This is a genomic window from Allobosea sp. LjRoot9 (genome assembly GCF_964252745.1).
GTDB lineage: Bacteria > Pseudomonadota > Alphaproteobacteria > Rhizobiales > Beijerinckiaceae > Allobosea.
In genome coordinates this window covers 1,730,996-1,747,292 of sequence record NZ_CAXUPC020000001.1, presented here as the reverse complement: position 1 = coordinate 1,747,292, position 16,297 = coordinate 1,730,996, and the positions used below count along the sequence as shown (strand labels likewise).

Annotated in this window: 20 protein-coding genes; 19 read left to right on the top strand and 1 reads right to left on the bottom strand. The window is 66.0% G+C overall.

All coding sequences use genetic code 11. From position 1 onward, the window contains the following. Positions 1–189: 189 nt before the first annotated feature. The 12 genes from ACSQ3P_RS08070 (at position 190) to ACSQ3P_RS08015 (ending at position 11,714) form a co-directional block, all read left to right on the top strand. Positions 190–372, top strand: coding sequence for a hypothetical protein (locus ACSQ3P_RS08070; RefSeq protein WP_436165043.1), 183 nt, complete (start codon positions 190–192; stop codon positions 370–372). Then, positions 369–578, top strand: coding sequence for a hypothetical protein (locus ACSQ3P_RS08065; protein WP_436165042.1), 210 nt, complete (start codon positions 369–371; stop codon positions 576–578). Before ACSQ3P_RS08070 ends, ACSQ3P_RS08065 begins: the two co-directional genes overlap by 4 nt. Beyond that, complete coding sequence (locus ACSQ3P_RS08060; protein WP_436165041.1) at positions 575–1,219, top strand: hypothetical protein; 645 nt, start codon at positions 575–577, stop codon at positions 1,217–1,219. The genes ACSQ3P_RS08065 and ACSQ3P_RS08060 overlap by 4 nt, the downstream gene beginning before the upstream one ends. Continuing rightward, on the top strand, positions 1,219–2,955 hold the full coding sequence (locus tag ACSQ3P_RS08055; RefSeq protein ID WP_436165040.1) for a DNA primase family protein: 1,737 nt from the start codon (positions 1,219–1,221) through the stop codon (positions 2,953–2,955). The genes ACSQ3P_RS08060 and ACSQ3P_RS08055 overlap by 1 nt, the downstream gene beginning before the upstream one ends. 322 nt (positions 2,956–3,277) lie before the next feature. Next, a complete protein-coding gene (locus tag ACSQ3P_RS08050) occupies positions 3,278–4,039 on the top strand; it encodes a hypothetical protein (protein ID WP_436165039.1) in 762 nt (253 codons plus the stop codon). A 249-nt stretch (positions 4,040–4,288) separates the two neighbouring features. Beyond that, the gene (locus tag ACSQ3P_RS08045; protein ID WP_436165038.1) at positions 4,289–4,879 is read left to right on the top strand and encodes a hypothetical protein; all 591 of its coding nucleotides are present in this window, start codon (positions 4,289–4,291) and stop codon (positions 4,877–4,879) included. Positions 4,880–4,901: 22 nt separating this feature from the next. Further along, positions 4,902–6,947 carry a terminase gpA endonuclease subunit gene (locus ACSQ3P_RS08040; RefSeq protein ID WP_436165037.1) on the top strand — a complete coding sequence of 682 codons (2,046 nt, stop codon included), beginning with the start codon at positions 4,902–4,904 and terminating at the stop codon, positions 6,945–6,947. A gap of 276 nt (positions 6,948–7,223) precedes the next feature. Further along, a complete protein-coding gene (locus ACSQ3P_RS08035) occupies positions 7,224–7,433 on the top strand; it encodes a phage head-tail joining protein (protein ID WP_436165036.1) in 210 nt (69 codons plus the stop codon). Between the two features lies 1 nt (position 7,434). Next, entirely contained in the window at positions 7,435–8,949 is a 1,515-nt protein-coding gene (locus ACSQ3P_RS08030; RefSeq protein WP_436165035.1) for a phage portal protein, read from the top strand. Then, complete coding sequence (locus ACSQ3P_RS08025; protein WP_436165034.1) at positions 8,936–9,577, top strand: hypothetical protein; 642 nt, start codon at positions 8,936–8,938, stop codon at positions 9,575–9,577. Before ACSQ3P_RS08030 ends, ACSQ3P_RS08025 begins: the two co-directional genes overlap by 14 nt. 80 nt (positions 9,578–9,657) lie before the next feature. Continuing rightward, entirely contained in the window at positions 9,658–11,286 is a 1,629-nt protein-coding gene (locus tag ACSQ3P_RS08020) for a phage major capsid protein (RefSeq protein WP_436165033.1), read from the top strand. Positions 11,287–11,375: 89 nt separating this feature from the next. Beyond that, positions 11,376–11,714 carry a DUF2190 family protein gene (locus ACSQ3P_RS08015; RefSeq protein WP_436165032.1) on the top strand — a complete coding sequence of 113 codons (339 nt, stop codon included), beginning with the start codon at positions 11,376–11,378 and terminating at the stop codon, positions 11,712–11,714. On the opposite strand, the gene ACSQ3P_RS08010 is transcribed toward ACSQ3P_RS08015, so the two are convergent. Continuing rightward, positions 11,698–11,847: a hypothetical protein gene (locus ACSQ3P_RS08010; RefSeq protein WP_436165031.1), complete on the bottom strand. Its 150-nt coding sequence runs from the start codon at positions 11,845–11,847 to the stop codon at positions 11,698–11,700. The genes ACSQ3P_RS08015 and ACSQ3P_RS08010 overlap by 17 nt on opposite strands. A 59-nt stretch (positions 11,848–11,906) precedes the next feature. Between ACSQ3P_RS08010 and ACSQ3P_RS08005 the strand changes: the two genes are divergently transcribed. The 7 genes from ACSQ3P_RS08005 to ACSQ3P_RS07975 all read left to right on the top strand — a co-directional run bounded on the left by ACSQ3P_RS08005 (position 11,907) and on the right by ACSQ3P_RS07975 (position 16,290). Then, positions 11,907–12,497 carry a hypothetical protein gene (locus ACSQ3P_RS08005; RefSeq protein WP_436165030.1) on the top strand — a complete coding sequence of 197 codons (591 nt, stop codon included), beginning with the start codon at positions 11,907–11,909 and terminating at the stop codon, positions 12,495–12,497. Continuing rightward, complete coding sequence (locus ACSQ3P_RS08000) at positions 12,497–12,901, top strand: hypothetical protein (protein WP_436165029.1); 405 nt, start codon at positions 12,497–12,499, stop codon at positions 12,899–12,901. Before ACSQ3P_RS08005 ends, ACSQ3P_RS08000 begins: the two co-directional genes overlap by 1 nt. Positions 12,902–12,904: 3 nt before the next feature. Then, positions 12,905–13,708, top strand: coding sequence for a hypothetical protein (locus tag ACSQ3P_RS07995; protein WP_436165028.1), 804 nt, complete (start codon positions 12,905–12,907; stop codon positions 13,706–13,708). Positions 13,709–13,722: 14 nt separating this feature from the next. After that, entirely contained in the window at positions 13,723–13,926 is a 204-nt protein-coding gene (locus ACSQ3P_RS07990; RefSeq protein WP_436165027.1) for a hypothetical protein, read from the top strand. Positions 13,927–13,956: 30 nt separating this feature from the next. Next, positions 13,957–15,459, top strand: coding sequence for a hypothetical protein (locus tag ACSQ3P_RS07985; protein WP_436165026.1), 1,503 nt, complete (start codon positions 13,957–13,959; stop codon positions 15,457–15,459). An 88-nt stretch (positions 15,460–15,547) separates the two neighbouring features. Beyond that, positions 15,548–15,931, top strand: coding sequence for a hypothetical protein (locus ACSQ3P_RS07980; protein WP_436165025.1), 384 nt, complete (start codon positions 15,548–15,550; stop codon positions 15,929–15,931). Then, positions 15,928–16,290 (top strand): hypothetical protein, encoded by a 363-nt coding sequence (locus ACSQ3P_RS07975; RefSeq protein ID WP_436165024.1) that lies wholly within the window; start codon positions 15,928–15,930, stop codon positions 16,288–16,290. Before ACSQ3P_RS07980 ends, ACSQ3P_RS07975 begins: the two co-directional genes overlap by 4 nt. The last annotated feature ends 7 nt before the right edge of the window (positions 16,291–16,297 follow it).

Sequence of the window (16,297 nt, the reverse complement as noted above, 5' to 3'; positions counted from 1 at the left end):
GGCTTTTGCTCGGGTCTGGCGCCCTCTGCCGCGTGTGGCCCGCTGCGATGTCGATCGGCTCGCAGAGATGCGGTCGATCCTGCCGAAGGTGACCTTCCGCAAGGCGCTCGTCACCCTCGTTGCCCTCGTTAGAGAGGTTCATGGCGATAGCGGCGTGCCGCCGCGGCGTCGGCGTTCGGGGAGGGCGGCATGATCAAGCGCTTTCTCGCTGGAGCGGCGTGCATCATATGCGCCCTTGATACGGCCGGGCTGGCGCTTGGCGTGCGGCCGCAGGGGATGTTCACGGCGGAGTCTCTTTGGCTCTACTGGGTTTTCTCGGCCTCTTGGTTCCTCACCGGATTGTCCGTGTGGTGCAGCGGGGCTGAGCCGTGAAGCTGTCCCCCGCTCTATCCGTTCTCATCACTGAGGCACTCGCCGCCGGCCGCGTCACACGTATCGCTATGGGCGAGCGCGCCCTGGCGCCGCGCCTTTCGCCTGCGCCGCTGCCGCTGCTGGTCAATGCCGAGCAATGCCTCGGCGGCCGGCAGGTCGAGCGCGCTCCCAATCTCGATGTCTATGACGCGGTGAGGGCTTCGTGAGAGTTCTCGTCGCCTGCGAATTCAGCGGCACGGTCCGCAACGCCTTTTCAGAGCGGGGGCACGACGCCTGGTCATGCGACCTTCTGCCGGCAGAGGATCGCAGCAATCGCCATATTGTGGGCGATGCCCGGATGATCCTTGATCAGGGCTGGGATCTGCTGATGGTCGCGCATCCGCCCTGCACGCGGCTCTGCAATAGCGGCGTGCGCTGGCTGACAACGCCTCCGCCTGGACGTTCGCGCGATGCGATGTGGGCCGAACTGGATGAAGGCGCGCAACTGTTCTCCGCCTTCTGGAACGCGCCGATCGACCGGATCGCGATCGAGAACCCGGTGATGCATCGCCACGCCAAGGCGCGGATCATCGGCTATCGCCCGCCGGCGCAAAGCGTCCAGCCCTGGCAGTTCGGCCATGGCGAGACGAAACGGACCTGCCTCTGGCTGAAGAACCTGCCGCCTCTGAAAACGACCGACATCGTCTCCGGCCGCGAAGCGCGTGTGCACCGCATGCCGCCGAGTGCTGATCGGTGGCGGGAACGTTCGCGCTTCTTTTCCGGAATCGCGGCTGCCATGGCGGCCCAATGGGGCGACCTCGACGGTCTGACCCCTGACCAGCGCGACCTGTTCGGGATGACTGCCTGATGACCGATGCTCCCGACACCGACCTCTCGGCCGAGCGGCTGCGCGCGCTGATCACCGGCGCGCAGGCCGCCTCGCAGGAGGAAGGCCCCGCAACCCCGTTCGGCGAAGACGATTCCGATGGGCCCTCGGATATGCCTGTCGGCAATGTCGTGCTCGCCGATGTCGAATGGTGCGCCGCTCTCGACCATTCCGATACCGACAATGGCAAGCGCCTGCTGCGGCATCGCGGCGCGGACCTGGCCAATATGCTCGAGGAGGGTTCGGACAAGGCGAATTGGCTGGTCTGGACCGGTAAGGTCTGGGACCAGTCGGACGGCTCGAAGCAGGCGCTGGCGACGGCGCAGCAGATCGGCGGCTTGATCGGCCTCGAAGCGGAGTATCTCAACCATACGCCCGGCGAGCTCGCGGCCATCCGCAAGGCCTCGGCCGAGGCGACGGAAGACAATCTCAAGGCCAAGGCGGCTGCGATCCTGGCGCTGGAGAAGCGGCAGGGTAAGCGGCGCGCCTTCGGTGTGTCCAGCAAGAACCTGGCGCGGATGAACGCCATGCTGACCTGCGCCGCGCCGTTCTGCGTGGTGAAGCCGGAAGCCTGGAACGCCGAGCAGCGCCTTGTCTATGTCGGCAACGGCACGCTGCGGTTTCTGCGCGAGGAGGATGTCGAGCGCTCCGGCGAGGTGCCTGTGTTCAAGGGCCGCGCCGTGTTCACGCCCGAGGGCTGGCGGCGCGAGGACCGCGTCACCCGGCTGGTGCCTGTCGATTACGATCCCAAGGCGACCTGCCCGAAATGGCGCGACTTCATCGCGACCTATCTGCCCGAGGCCTTGGTGCCGGGTGTGGCGCGGACGGTGCAGATCTATTCCGGCCTGGGCCTCACCGGCCTGCCGGTGCAGCGGCTGTTCTTCCATTACGGTCTGGGCGCCAACGGCAAGTCCGTATTCCTCGAGGTGCTGGCGCGTGTGCTCGGGCCGCTCTGCGAGGGCCTGCCGGCAGAATCTATCTCGGGTCAGTCGCAGAACGCCGCCGGCGGCGCTTCGCCGGATCTGGCGCGATTGCCTGGCGTGCGCTTCCTGCGCATAACCGAACTGCCGCAGGGCGAGCCGCTGCGCGAGGCGCTGGTCAAGCGCCTGACCGGCGGCGAAAAGATCGATGTGCGCACGCTGTTCAAGGGCTATTTCTCGTTCCAGCCGCAGTTCAAGGCGCATCTCTCCGGCAACGGTTACCCGACCATCTCAGGCTCGGATAATGGCATCTGGCGGCGCATGGCCGTGGTGCCGTGGAAGGTCACGATCCCTGAGAGCGAGCAGCGCGACTTCGAGGAGGTCGTGCGGGAATTCGTCCAGGAGGCGCCGGGCATCCTCAACTGGCTGATCGAGGGCATGCAGCTCTACGACGGCGAGGGGATGGTCTTCCCTCCTGCCATGGTCGACGCCGCGAAGGAGTATCGCGACGAGATGGACCCGATCGCGCTGTTTATCGAGAAGTGCATCCGGCCGGCTCATCCGGATGCGGATGCGCAGATCCGCGCCAACTTCCTGTTCGAGAACTACACCGCCTGGAGCGAGGCCAACGGCAAGAAGCCGAAAACCCTGACCATGTTCGGCAAGGTGATGAGCGCCCGCTACCCCAAGAAAGAGACTGCCGCCGGCATCGTCTACGTCGATATCGAACTGCACGACGTGCCGGCCCGGCCGCCGCGGCCCCGCAACCCCGATGACGAGCCTTTCGGTGGTCCATGACCCTCCATTTCTGCCGTTTTTGTGGAGGGTTGTGGTGGGTTCATGGAGGGTTTTTACCAACCCTCCATCGCGTTTTCCGGTTTTGCCTCAACGACTTGGCAGGCGCGATGGAGGGTATGGAGGGTTTACGCAGGCGTATGCATGACAATCGGGGTTCGGGGTGCTCGACATTTCTCTATGCGTCTAGACCCTCAAAAACCCTCCATACCCTCCACTCCTATGATCAAGTGTTTGTTCTGATTGGTGTTTTTATGATGGAGGGTTTTGGAAAACTATCCATCGACCCTCCACAACCCTCCATTGGCAGGAAAGGGCTCGCCTCATGGCTATGAAAGAGACGATCGATATCGAGGCGCTGCTCTACCGGGCCTATGCGCAGTATCGGGTCGACAAGGTCGGGCAGGGCGCTGCGGCGCGGATGATCGGGCTTGCCGGCGCTCCCGTGTTGTCGCAGCCGTCCTGGCAGCCGCGTGTCGACACCTCGGCGCCGGGCTCACGGCTGGCGGCGCGGGCAAGCGAGGTCTCCTCCGTGCCTGACGATCTGCTGGCCTTGCATGACCGTGTGCTGGCCTTGGCTGATCTCTGGTTCGCCTGGGCTGGTGATGATGTCGCTGTCTGGGACAAGGCGACGGCTGCCGAGGTCGGCTGCACGATCGAGAAGGCGGCCGATGCGTGGTGGCTGGTGCGCAATGGCGAGCCGGTCGAGCGGCTGGAGCAGGCCGGCGTCATGGTGCTGGTGATCCAGCACGCCCGTGACGGCACGCGGCCTGACGTGCATCCTGACTACAGCAAGCGCGTTGGCCGGCGGCCTGCAGATGCGGCGGCCCATGACCATCGCGGACGCAGGCGCAAGGGTGAGCCCGTGTCGCAGCGCGAAGTCCAGCATGACCGGGCCTGCTATCACGCATGGCGCTGTGCGCTGACGCTGTTGCAGATCGAATCCGAGGGCATGTTGGATAGCTACAGGGTCACCGGCCCGCTCGCCCCCGCTGCCCCGTGGCTGGCCGTGAGCAGCGCGGAGGTCGAAAGCGCGGCGATACGCCAGAATGTAATGACCTCCAACGCCATGATATCGCAGGACTAATCGCGTTTTGACGACGTGACCCTATTGTGGCACATTCGGAGCATCCCAAAAGGAACAGACAAGCCGCCCCGACGCCCTGCGCCGGGGTTCTTTTATGTCGCCTGATGGGCGGTTCGCGCAACATTCTTGCGCAATAATGTTTCAATTTTTGGGTCCTTCCCAGGCCACCCCGCCCCGCGACGTGAAAGCGGCGCGGGGTTTTTCCAGTGAGGCCCGTTTTCCGGGCGGGTTGACAGGGTTGCTAGGCCGATGACAGCGGTTGCCAGCGAGGTGATGTGGTCTGTGACCCGCATCGCCGAGCGCGACGGCGTCAGCCGGCAGGCGATCTCGAAGCAGGTCGCCCGGCTGATCGACCATCACGGCCTCGACGTTTCGCGAGACGGTCGCGGCAGGGTCTCTGCCGTCAACATCGTCCATTTCGACGATCTGCGCCGCCGCTTCGGTGATAGCGGCAAAGTCCATGAGCCCGCGCTCAAACCGACACTTCAGGAATCCAGCCCGGGCGGCGACGAGACGCTCGATGGCGCCCGCCGGCTCAAGCTGGTGCTGGAGACCGAGGCGCTTCGCCTTCGCCTGGCGGAGGAGAGCGGCCAGCTGATCCGCATGGACGCGATGGGGGAAGCCCTGGCGCGTCTGGGGGAGGAGATCGGCCGCATCATCGACCTGCCGCAACATGCCGACGCGATCGCCGCGGCTGCCGCCAAGGGCCTGCACGAACTGCGCATCGCTCTCAAGCGTGTGACGGTCGAGATGCGCACGGCCGTTGCCGATAGCTGCGCCGGCATCGCGCAGGCCGCACCACAGAAGGACGAAGCTTTGACGCCGGAGGGCAACGCCTAGCCGGTTCTCAAACTGGCAGCGCATGCGACAGGATCAGGCCCCGGCGATCGTCAGCCATCCCGGCGCGCTGCGCCAGGCGGCCACCATCCTGGAGAAGTCGCTCCGGCCGCCCGCGCCCATGCGGGTTTCCGAATGGGTTGGCCAGAACGTCATCCTGGTCGACGGGCCGAATGCCGGCAAACTCTGGCACCCGAGCGGCGCCCCCTACATGGTCGAGATCCTCGACCTGCTGTCGGACGATCACCCGTGCAACCTGGTGACGGTTCGCAAGAGCCAGCAATCGGGTGCCTCGATCGCGGCGCTCGCCTGGGTGCTCTACTGCGCCGACCGCGAGCCGGCGAACATGATCTACGCGGCGCCCGCGATCGACGCGCTGCGCAAGGTCAACTCGGCCAAGCTGCAGCCGCTGATCGATGCCTGGCAACGCAAGATCGGCCGCAAGCTGATCGTCGACCAGGTGTCGCGGGCCGGAGCGAGCTCGACGACTTACGAGAAGGTCTTCGCCAAAACCGGCCGGCTGTTCCTGGCCAACGCCAATTCGAAGACGGACCTCTCGTCCGTGACCACCAAGAAGGGGGTCAAGGACGAGGTCTCGAAATGGGAGATGATCCCCGGCGCGGGTAACCCGGAGGTCCTGTTTTTCGGGCGTTTCACCGCATTTCGCGGAACCGGCGACTGGAAAATCTTAGAAATCTCGACGCCGGAAGCCGATCTCGGCGACGAAACCGGCGAAAACGAGAACCACTGCCGGATCGATCGCAGCTTCAAGGCGGGTGATCAGCGCTATTGGCATGTCGCCTGCCCAGCCTGCGGCGTCTTCTTCGTCCACAAGTTCAGCCAGCTTCGCTACGACAAGGCAGCGCCGAAGCGCGCCACCTACGAATGCGAGAGCTGCCAGCATCAGATTACGGAGGCCGAGCGGCGCATCCAGCTGCAGCCCGAGGCCGGCGCCCATTGGCGGGCGACGGCCGAGGGTGAGGGCCGCCATCCCAGCTTCCATATCGACGCGTTCATCTCGTTGATGATGGGCTACGGGGCGATCGCCGAGGACTATCTCGCGACGCGCGGCTCGGGAGTATCCCTGCAGGACTTCTCCAAGCTGGTGCTTGGTTTGCCCTACAAGGTTCTGGTCGACGTTCCCGACTACAAGCGCCTGCTGGAGCGCCGCGAGGCGCATCTCAGGCGCGGGCACATCCCGCATGACGCGCTGCTGCTGACCGCGGCGGCCGACGTACAGATGCGCGGCATCTGGCTCGAAATCGTCGCTTGGACGCCAGACCGGCGCTCCTATCTGGTCGACGCGATCTATATCGGTGGCGACACCGACGCGCATGACGCGGCTGTGTTCCAGCGGCTGCGGGCCGAGACGATCGACCGGCGCTTCCCCGATGCCTTCGGGGGCTATCGGACGATCGATGCGCTCGCGGTTGATTCCGGCTATCGCGCCAATGTCGTCTACAGCTGGAGCCGCCTGAACCAGACGCCGCATCCCGATACGGGCCGCGACCTGGTGCTGGCGATCAAGGGTGACAAGGGCTGGGGCAAGCCCCCGCTCGGCACGCCGAGCCTGCAGGACATCGACCTTGGCGGCAAGAAGCTGCGGCAGGGCGCCAAGGTCTGGGCCGTCGGCACATGGCCATTGAAATCGAGCCTTTATCTCGATCTCGGCAAGCAGCGCCTGGGCGAGACGGCAGCGGAAGCGCCGCCCGGCTATTGCCACTTTCACGGCGATGCCGACGAGGAGTATTTCAAGCAGCTCTGCGCCTCGCACCTCGAGGATATCAAGGTGCGCGGCCGTCCAGCCGGCAAGCGCTGGGTGGATCTGCGCGAAAACCACTTCCTCGACTGCCGGGTCTACAACATGGCCATGGCCGAATATCTCGGCCTCTCCGTCACCACCCCCGACGAATGGGCAGCGCTTGCCCGCCACCGCGGGCTGCCGCCCGAGGTGACGAAGCGCGATCTCTTTACCGCTCCGGCCGAGGCCGTGGCGGCTCCCGAACCGAAACCAGAGCCTGCGCCGCCGCCAGTCGATGATTGGCTGGGCGGGCGCGGGCGTAACTGGTGACGAATTGGCCCAGAGCGGGCCGCTATATTCAAAGAGGGGTGTAGGCCCGCATGTCGCCTGACAGGCAGCGGACAACCGAACCCCGTTCAGCAGGCGGGCTTAAGCGCTGGTCAGGTAAGCGCCATGAGCAATCGACGAAGACTAGCCGGGCCTCGTCGTAGCCACAGGAAGTCCAAGAGCAAACAAGCCCGCTGTAAGGCGACGGGGCGAAACGTCGTCGGAGGTCTGCAAGCCTCCAAACCAATTCGGGCGAATGCCCATAACCGGTGGAACCCCATGGCCTGGACGCAGAGCGATATCGACGCGCTGAAGTCGGCCATCGCCACCGGTGTGAAGAAGGCGAGCTTCGGCTCGGGTGAGACGCGGCGCGAGCAGGAGTTTCGATCGCTTGCCGAAATGAAGCAGACGCTCGCGGACATGATCGATGAAGTCGCCGGCACCAATGCCGTGCAGCGCACCTCCATCACTCAGTTCACGCGCGACTGACATGAACCTGCTCGATGCGATTATCGGCGCGGTCTCGCCGGAAGCCGGCCTGCGCCGCTGGCAGGCGCGCCAGATGTTGGACGCGACGCGCGGCTATGACGCTGCCCAGAACGGCCGCCGTACGACTTCGTTCCGCCGCGGCGAGCAGTCGGCCAATGCGACGCTGACACGGGCGCTGCCGCTGCTGCGGGAACGCTCTCGCGAGCTGGTGCGCAACACCTTCATCGGCGCCCGAGCGCTCGATGTTCACGCCACGCATATCGTCTCGCCGGATCTATCTGTTCGGTTCTCGGGCACCGGGCCTGCCGTACGCCAAGCCCAGGCCCTCTGGGACGAGTGGGTGAAGGCTTGCGACATCGAGGGTGAGACGAGCTTTACCGGGCTGCTTTCGCTACTGGTTCGGGCATCGCTCGAAGCCGGCGACGCCATCGTGCGCATGCTCGACCGGCCGTTGAACGACAGTCGCCCGGTTCCGCTCGCGCTGCATGTCGGCGAGGGCGACCTGATTGACGAGACACGCGATGCCGGCACCATAGCCGCCGCAGCGCAGCACGCCCGCCTCGGCGTAGAGCTCGGCGAGCATGATGAGCGGCTGGGCTACTGGCTGCACCGTGTCGCGCCCGGCGAGCCGTTTCGCTTCCAGAATGCAGCGGTGCCGATGTCGGTCCTCGTGCCGCGGAATCAGGTGTGCCACCTCTATCGCCGTATTCGGCCCGGCCAGGTGCGCGGCGTGCCGCTGTTCGCCCCGGTGCTCATGGCCGCGCGCGACTTCGCCGACGTGATGGACGCGCTCGTCGTGAAGGCCCGGCTGGAAGCTTCGATCGGCGTCTTCGTCAAATCGAACGACCCTGCCAGTGGCCTCGGCCAGGCTGTTGCGGGCAAGCCCGGCGAGCCGCCGACGCGGCTGGAGCAGGTGCGTCCGGGCATGGTGCAGTATCTGCGCCAGGGCGAGGAGATGCAGGCCTTCGCGCCGGCATCCAACACCGCTTTCGAACCGATCGCCCGCGCATCCCTGATGGGGATCGCGGCCGGCATCGGCCTGACCTATCACCAGCTCACGGGCGATCTGAGCCAGGCGAATTATTCCAGCCTTCGCGCCGGACTGCTCGAGCACCGGCGGTTCACCGCCGACCTGCAGTGGCACATGCTGGCGCCGCAGGTGCTCGACCGGGTCATCGCCCGCTTTATCGACCGCGCCATCCTGGCCGGCCGGCTGAGGGCGCGTCAGGGCGGCTACCCGGCTCAGGTCATCATGCCGGCCCATGAGCCGGTCGATCCGAAGAAGGATCTGGAGGCCGACATCCTCGCCGTCAGGGCAGGGCGCATGTCGCCGCAGGACTTCATCGGATCCTGGGGGCGCGACTGGCGCGAGGTCATGGCCGAATACGCCGAATTCTTCACCGAGGCCGACAAGGTCGGCGCGGTCTTCGATACCGACGCCCGCCAGCGCACGCGCACGGGTCAGCAGATCACCGAGGCCCCCGGGCCGGAGGCTCCAGACAATGCAGACGCGTGACATCCCGGCGGCCTTGCCGATGCAGACCCGTCTCGCGGTCATTGCGGACGGGGCGATCGACCTCGCTGCTCGTACCGTCACCGTGACCTTCACGACCGGCGCCGCTGTGCGCCGTCAGCGTTGGAGCGGTTGGGAATCTCCGGTTCCCTTCGACGAGATCCTGACCGTCAGCCGCGACGCCATCAACATGGAGCGCCTCAATCTCGGCGCGCCGGCGCTCGATTCCCATAGCGCCGGTTCGACCTATTCCCAGGTCGGCGTCGTCGAGCGCGGCTGGATCGAGGGCACCGAGGGCAAGGCGTTAATCCGCTTCCCGAGCGAAGGCATCGACAAGGCTTCCGACCGCATGTTCGGCCTTGTCAGCGAGAAAATCATCCGCAGCGTCTCGGTCGGCTACAGCCTCGACCAGGTTCGTGTCGTCGAGGCCGCCAAGAAGGGCGAGGTCGAGAAGCGCATTGTCGAGCGCTGGACGCCTTATGAAATCTCCTTCGTCACGATCCCGGCGGACCTGCGCGCGCAGGTTCGCTCCGAGGATGCCCAGTCCTTCCCGCTCTCGATCGAGATGAAGAGCCGCATCGCCGATGCGGTCACCCGCATGCGCATGCGGTCTCGCCACCTCGCCGCCTGATCACCCGTTTGCCCCCTGCGCGTCCCGGGACCGCAGGAGAGGGCGTCTCCATGGTCCCGGACCAACTCAGGAGTATGACCATGAAGGGTCGCTTCGTCTTCCTTGGCGCCTTCGGCGTCATGTTCGCCGTCTTTGCCGCGCTGACCTTGTGGTCGGATGCTGCGTCCGCAGCCTCGCTCGTCAAGAGCGCTGCCGCGGTCGATCATTCCAGCTGGATGCACACCGCACTCCAGGCCTCGCCGGCGCTCATCGCACTGCGGGCGCAACTCAAGGACCTGACCACCCAGGCCGAGCGCAAGCTCGGTGAGGTCTCCGATAGTCTGGCGCCCGAAGCCATCCGCTCGATCGAGCAGGCTCACGCTGCGCTGGTCGAGCAGGCTGACTTGGTTCGCAGCCAGATCGCTGCCGAGGAGGTGCGCGCCAGCCCGACCCCGCACGACACTGGCGCCGTGCTGCGCGCCGAGCGCGAGCGCAGCGCCGGCATTCTCGACCTTGCCCGCCGCGCTGCCCTGACCGGCAACGAGGCCGAAACCGCGATCGCCGGCAATGTCACGATCGAAGCCTTCCGCGCCCAGATCTTCGATACGCTGGTGTCCCGCCAGGCATCGGGCTCTCATACCCGGATCGAGCGCGACGAGACCGAGACGCGGCGCCTCGCCATGTCGGAATCTCTCGCCGTGCGCTTCGGCGCCCCCGGCCTGCAGCCCGGCGACGCGGCGCGATCCTTCATGGATTACGGCATCGTCGATCTCGCCGCCGAGGTGATCGGCCATCGTGGCCGCATCGGCACCACCTTTGCAGCGCGAGAGGATATCATCCGCCGCGCCATGCATGCCTCGACCGATTTCCCGGTCATTATGGAGAATGCGCTCAACCGCGCGCTTCAGGGCCGCTATGCCGCGGCCGAGCCGACCTATCGCCGGCTCGCCCGACAGCGCTCTTACGTCGACTTCCGCGACCATATTTCGGTGCGTGTCGGCGACTTCCCCAAGCTGCAGGCGGTCAACCCTGAGGGCGGCGAGATCAAGGGCGGAACCTTCTCCGAGAGCAAGGAGAAGACCGCGGTCAAGGCCTACGCCGTGCGCGTCGACCTTTCCCGGCAGATGCTGGTCAATGACCGGATCGGGGCGATCGCCGCGGTTCTGTCCGACCAGGCCACGGCCGTCGCCATGTTCGAGGATGAAACCTTCTACGGCATGGCGCTGAGCGGCACCGGTGCCAACGGGCCGACCCTGATGGAGACCACCCGCCAGGTCTTCAACACCACGGATGGCACGCTGTCCGGAGCGAACGCAGCGATCACGATCGCCTCGATCAGCGCCGGCCGTGCGGCCTTGCGTAAGCGCACGTCGATGGACGGGCGCCTGCTCAACATCTCGGCCGCCATCCTGCTCGTCGGTCCCGACAAGGAGACCGAGGCGCAGCAGCTGGTCGCGCCGATCCAGGCGCAGCAGATCGGCAATATCAACCCGTTCTCCGGAACCCTCGAGGTCATCACGACCGCGCGCATCACCGGCAACGCCTGGCACCTGCTGGCGTCGCCGGCGATGCTGCCGATCTACGAGTGGGGCTTGCTCGAGGGCTATACGGCGCCGCGCATGCGCACCGACGAGCCCTTCGGCATCCAAGGCATGAGCGTGAGCTTGGAGCATGACTTCGGCTGCGGCGCGATCGATTTCCGCGGCGGCTACAAGAATATCGGGGCCTGATTGCCCTGACGAGCAGGATTTTGGCTGATCCCGCCGGTTCGCCGGCGGGATTTCCTAAGTCCTGACACCTCAACCTGGGAGACATCACCATGAAGAACTTCATCCAGCCGGGTGACGCCATCGACTTCGTCGCGCCGGGCGGCGGCGTCGTCGGCGGAACCGGCTTCCTGCTCGGAGCGATCTTCGGCGTTGTGCGCCACACGGCTGCGGCCGGCGAAAAGTCCATCTTGGACCTTGAAGGCGTGTTCACCCTGCCGAAGACGGCGGCGAACACCCCGGCGCCCGGCGCCAAGGTCTATTGGGACGATGCTGCCAAGAGCATCACCACGACGGTGGGCACGAATGTCGTGGCCGGCATCCATACCGGCCTGGCTGCCGCCAATGGCGGCGACGCGACCCTGCCGGTGCGCCTCAACGGCGCAGCCTGATGTCCTGCGGCGGCTGTTCCGAGCGGCGGGGCTTGATCGCCCAGGCCGGCTCGGCGGCCGTCAGGGGATCCTGGCAGGAGGCGGCGTCAGCGGCAAGAGCCGCCGCCGTCTCCGCCAAAACGGATATCGCCAAGGCCTCCGCCAGGGTGGCGCAGGCCGCGCAAGCGGCCATAGCGAGGCGAGGGCGCTGAGATGTCGGATCTGACCATCAGGACCGATGTCAGGCTGCGCGGCATCGACAATATGCTCGCCGCTGCCGGCCCGCGCGGCAATACCGCGTGGGCGCGTGCTCTCAACCGCACGGGCGGCCCGGTTTCGACGGCGACCAAGCGCTCGATTCGCAAGGTCCTCGGGCTGCGGCAGCACCCTTATGCCAAGCAGCGGCTCGGCGATGTGCTCAAGCGCACTACGAGCCAGCGCAAGGCAACCGCCGCCAATCTGGAATACTCGCTTGCCGGCTTCGGCAAGGGCCTGCCCCTGATCTTTTACCAGCCGAAGGAGGCGCCCGCCGGTGCTTCGGTCAACTGGCTCGGGGCGCGCAAGACGATTGCGCGCTCCTTCTACCTCTCGGGCAAGTTTCCCCGCCGCAAGCGCTCCAACATCTCCGATCGTGTCTCCGAGCGCGTCGGCAAGGGCCGCTGGAAGCTCGCCCGCCCGCTTGGCGCGAGCGTTCCCGAAGCGATGAACACGCCGGCGATCCGCTCGGCCTGGGAAAGCCAGGCTGCGGCGCGGTTGCCGCACAATCTGCGCTCTGCGCTCGAAGCCGTCCTCAGGGGCTATTGATGTCCGCTTTTGACGCTCTCGATGCAATGAACCTGCGCACCTCGCTGGTGCTGTTCGGGCGGCCCGCGACCTTGCATCCGATGAAGCCCGGTGCCTCCGGCGTCAATGCTGCGGCGGCCCCTGACACGTCCCGCGACACGCTCACCGGCGTGGCGGTCATCCGCTCGGAATGGTCTGAGCGCGTCCAGATCGGCGGCAACGGTCTACCGACGCCGGCAGGTGCTTTCAAACTCGGGGCTATGGGTATCCGCCATATCGCCACGGTGATGGTCTCGGGTCTGCCCTGGACGCCGGCGAAGGGCGACGAGCTCGAATATGAGGACCGTCCGGGACTGCGCTACCGCATGATAGAGCCGATGCCGGATGGTCTTTCCGGGTTGCATCTCGGCTTGAGCAAGGTCTGAACCATGTCGCTCGCCCCAACGGCCTTGCGTCTCGCGGCGGTCGAGGCGCTTTCGCCCTATGCCCAGAATATCGCGGCGACACCGGTATGGCCGACCTTCGCCGGCCGCCAGATCTTCGATTCCGAAATCGCGCCGGTTGCGCTGTCGGAAGCCGACCGCAGCCTGCCGGTGATCGTCGTCTCCTGCGATGCGACAAAGACGGAAGGTTACGGCACGGCGCCGGATGTGACGCTGCCGGGCGACGGCGACGAGACCGCGACGCTGGCCTTCGAGATTATGGTGCCCGTCAGGCTGGTCGGCTCCGATGGCACGGTGGCTTTCGATATCGGCCCGACCAACGCGCTGGCCAAGGCCTTGCTGGAATTGATCGAGGATCAGATCCTGCAGCGACTGGGCGAGGCACGCATGAACGGGCCACTGCTCCATGTGCTCAAGTCGATCTCCGAGATCGACAGCCAGTGCTATAGCGACCCCGACACCGATATCCAGCTCACTGCGACGCGGCTCGAGCTGAAGTGTCATATCCGCCAGCGCAGCGCCTGGCCGACAGGCTCGGGGCTCGAAGGTCTCGACGTGCTGCCGGATCCTTTGCGCAGCGTCGCGAAAGAGCTTCATCCGGAAAGCTATGGCGGCAAGGTCGCGCTCGGCATCGCCGAACTGATCGGCAACCCGGCCGCCTTCCCGGCGCTGAACGAATTGCGGCTCGCGCTCAATCTCACCCGGGCACCGGGCGAAACAGCGCCCGCGCCGGCCGATGCTACCGCGACCCCGCCGATCGGCGATGTCGGCGGAAGCGTCACCCTCTGATAGCCGAGGTCACCATGAGCCTGATCAAGACCGTCATCCTGGCGGACCCGGAAGCGCGCGTGCCCTGGCCTGGCGTACCGGGCCGTCTTCTGCCGGCCGAGCCTTTCGATGTCTCGATCGTCGATGCGTTCTTCTCGGCTCTGATTGCCGACAAGACCCTGATCGAGCCGCCGGCCGAGCCTGCTCCGCCGGCGAAAGAGACCAAGACCAAAGCCTGATCCCGTCCCATCACTGAGGAGCCCCATCGCATGGGAACGCTGTTCAATTTCATCCCCGGCAGCGGCCTGATCGCGCCCGGGCGCTTCTTCGAGGTCAACTCCGGCCCCCAGTATGAGGGCCAGTCCTTCGGCCTGGTCCTCGGCCACAAATCGGCGGGCGGATCGCTCGTCGACAACGCGCTGACGCTGTGCTCGACGATCGATGATGCGGCGCTGCTCGCCGGTGTCGGCTCGCAGCTCTATGAGATGTTCCGCGTGGCGCGCCGGGCCGCGCCGGTGCAGCGCATCTATATCGCCTCGATCCCGGTCACCGGGGCCGCGCCGGTTTGGACGCTCACCCTGACGGCGCTCGCCGCCGCCGGCGGCGACGGCGTGATCGAGATCGCCGGCCGCAAGATCAAGGTCAATGCCGGCGCGGCCGAGGCGGTCAACACCTCCGCGGCCAATCTCGCCGCCGCGATCAACGCTTTCGTCGATCCGCTGACCAAGGCCTATCTGCCGGTCACGGCGACGGTCGCGACCAATGTCGTGACCCTGACCGGCCGCCACGCCGGCACGACCATGAACGAGATCGAGATCGCGGTCGATGCCGGCATCGCCGGCAATGTCTATGTCGGCAAGGTCGCGATCGCCGCGACGGTCCCGGCCACGGGCACGGCCTCGGTAGCGACTGCGCTTGCCGCGCTCGGCGATGATCCTCATGACTGGATCATCTCGGCCTTTTCCGATGTGAGCAATTTTGCTGCGGCCTCAGCTGCGCTCTCCGACCTGTCGGGCCGCTGGGCCTGGAATGTCCAGATGTACGGGCATTACTTCAGCGTCAACACCGGCAACACCGGTGCCAACACCAGCTTCGGCCTGGCGCAGAACGATCGCCACCTATCGACGCTGGCGCGCGTCGCCTCGCCGACGCCGTCCTGGGAATGGATCGCGCAATATGTCGCGCGCGTGCTGCCCTGGCTCACCGACGACACGCAGGGCAATGCCTCGCGCAACCAGAGCGACCTGGTGCTCGAGGATATCCGTCCGCCGCGCGACCGCACGGTCTGGCCGAACTATGCCGTGCGCAACACGCTCGCCGGCTCCGGCATGTCGACCTGGGCGGTCAACGCGTCCGGCCAGGTGGTCATCGACAAGATGATCACCATGCAGCGGCTCACGGCTTCTGGGGCTCCCGACACCAGCTTCCGCGATATCCAGGCTATCGCTCAGGTGATGCTCGGCTTGCGCTACATGCGCGCCGGCCTGTCCTATCGCAACAGCAACAAGGCGATCGCGAACGCCAACCCCTCGAACCTGCCGGCCCTCACCACGCCGCCGGACATCAAGGCGGATGTCATCGCGCTCTATGGCGACCTGGTCGATCGCGGCCTGTTCGAGAACAAGGCCGAATTCTCCAGGCGGCTGAAGGTCGAGCGCGATCTCTCGAACCCGGCCCGCGTCAACATCAACATGGATCTCGACCGGGTGAACCCGCTCGACATCCTCGCGGCCAACGCGACGATCTACGCACAGTATCCCGCCGCCGCTTAATACCGAGGCGCCACGGCCTCACACTCGCCCGCCGCGCTGATGCGGCGGGCGCCTTCTTTCCCGACCTCTGAGCCCTGGAGCCTGCGCCATGTCCACTTTCGGCGGCGTCATCAAGATGCGCCTGTCCAACGGCACGAACCTGGCCGTGCGCGGCTCGGTGACGCATAACCCCGACGATTCCACTGACGAGAAGGTGGTCAACACCAACGGGTCAGTCGATATCACCAAGAAGCTCGAGGGCTATGAGGCTGGCATGTCTCTGGCGAACCGGGACGAGAATGGGGCGCCGATCAACGTTCCCGCGCTCAAGGCCCTGGGCCCCGCCGACATCACCTTCCTGCATGACAGCGAGCGCGTCGACCGGACCTATTCCAAGGCCAGCATCATCGGCCGCGCCAGCGTCGATGACATGACCGGCGAGATCACCGGCCTGACCATCGTCTCGGAGGGCTACCTGGAGACGCAGCGGTGAGCTCGGCCCCCGCGCCACGGCGTGAGGACCAGCCGGACGGCTCGGTGCGGATCTGTTTTGCCGCGCCGATCCTGCATTTTGCCGAGCCGAAGGGCTCGCTCCTGCTGCGCCAGCCGACGGTTTTCGATGTGCTCGATATCGGCGATCCCGTCTCCTGGATCTACGATGCGGCGAACAACAGCACCAGGGTTGTCGAGCGCGACAAGCTCAAGATCTGGTTCGCGCGCCTGATCGACGGGCACGACCCGGATGTTATCGGTCGCGAACGCGACACGGCGCTCGGCGTCCTGATCGAGGATGCGCTTCTCGGTTTTTTTCCGAGAGCGCGGACGCGGTTGAAGCCCGTATCCGCGCCCTGATTGCGGG